General features: G+C 37.0%; 1 protein-coding gene. It reads right to left on the bottom strand.

Translation table 11 applies throughout. The features are described from left to right. Positions 1 to 59: 59 nt before the first annotated feature. A protein-coding gene (locus tag CLCOS_RS21660) for an IS3 family transposase (protein WP_242866951.1) occupies positions 60 to 1,480 on the bottom strand; the annotation gives its coding sequence in 2 pieces (ribosomal slippage) (positions 60 to 994 and positions 994 to 1,480; 1,422 coding nt in all). Between the last annotated feature and the right edge of the window lie 56 nt (positions 1,481 to 1,536).

Below are 1,536 nucleotides of genomic sequence, written 5' to 3'. Positions count from 1 at the left end.
TGAGGTGACCCCTAAAAGTTAGACTTTATTAGCGAGACAGTTTCGGCTGCCTCGCTAATTTATGCAGCCAAGAGGCTGAGTCTGTATTCAACAGGACTCATCCATCCTAGTTTCTCTTTGATTCTACGTTCATTATAGTACTTTATATATTTCTCTATCGCCTCTTTTAGTTTATCATAGCTGTAATAGACTAATCCATAGTACATTTCCTGCTTCATGATTCCAAAGAAATTTTCCATAACCGAATTATCATAACAGTTTCCTTTTCTGGACATGCTTTGAAAGATTCGATTCTCCTTGAGAGCGTGTGTATAAGCTTTCATCTGATAAGCCCAGCCTTGATCTGAGTGAAATGTTCTTCTGTATGGACAATCAGAGGTTATTTCAATTGCCTGGTTTAATGCGCCCATGATATTTGCAGCTGAGGGATGCTGAGATATACCATAACTTAGTATTTCTCTATTGCACATATCCATAAATGGATCCAGGTAAAGTTTCTTGATTATCATACGTCCTTTTGCATCTATTTCATAATATTTGAATTCTGTTGTATCCGTCGTGATTTTCTGATGAGGTATTTTTGTGTTAAATCGCCTGTGAATTCTATTAGGTGAAACCCTTCCAACCTTACCCTTATAAGAACTGTATTTACGGCTCTTTCTCCTGAATGATGTCACCTGCAGGTCATATTTCTGCATAATTCGCTGGACTTTCTTTTTGTTCACAAGGTATTTCTGTTTTCTTAGTTCACCATAAATTCGTCTATATCCCCAATCTTTGTTGTCAGAACGGATTTTGAGAATCTTATTCTCAAGTTCTTTGTTAGGATTTTCTCTATCAAATCTTTTCTGCCAATACATATATGTGGCCTTAGGAAAGCCAACAACTGCGAGAATGTCTTTTAACTTGAACTCTCCTCGGAGGCTGTGGACGATTCTCGCTGTTTTTTCAGAAGAGCTTCCTCCTCTAAACGCAGTCTCCTCAGTTCTTTTAAATAGGCATTTTCTATCCTAAGTTTGAGCAGTTCATCTTCAAGCTGCTTAACACGTTCTGCACTGGTATCAACCGCAGCCGCCTCACTTAATGTTATATCTTTCTTTTTATTAGATGAGTCCAATGATTTCTTTCTTCCCTTCTTCTTTGGCCTCAATGCATCAGGACCAGCTATACGAAAGTCATTTACCCACTTTGCAATCAGAGAATTATTATTAATGCCTTCACAAAGTGCTAACTCCTGATACGAGACTTCACTTGATAGATATAACTCTACCACATGAAGCTTGTATTTAAAAGTATAGCTATTATTTTTTCTTGAACACATTAACCCCTTATCCCCAAATTTCTCATAATAGTGAACCCAATTTAAAACCTGTCGTCTATTCTTAACACCATACTTTTCCGCAAGATAAGAATAACCACCTTCACCACGCTGATAAGCTTCAATTACTTTCTTTTTAAATTCAAAACTATATTTTGCCAATAAAAAACCAACCTCCAATCGTTAGATTTTAGGTCTAACTTTTGGGGGTCGGTTCA

Origin of the sequence: Clostridium coskatii (genome assembly GCF_001675205.1) — a bacterium.
Lineage (GTDB): Bacteria > Bacillota > Clostridia > Clostridiales > Clostridiaceae > Clostridium_B > Clostridium_B ljungdahlii.
Note: the sequence above shows the minus strand (reverse complement) of the source record. Positions and strands in the feature narration are given on the sequence as shown.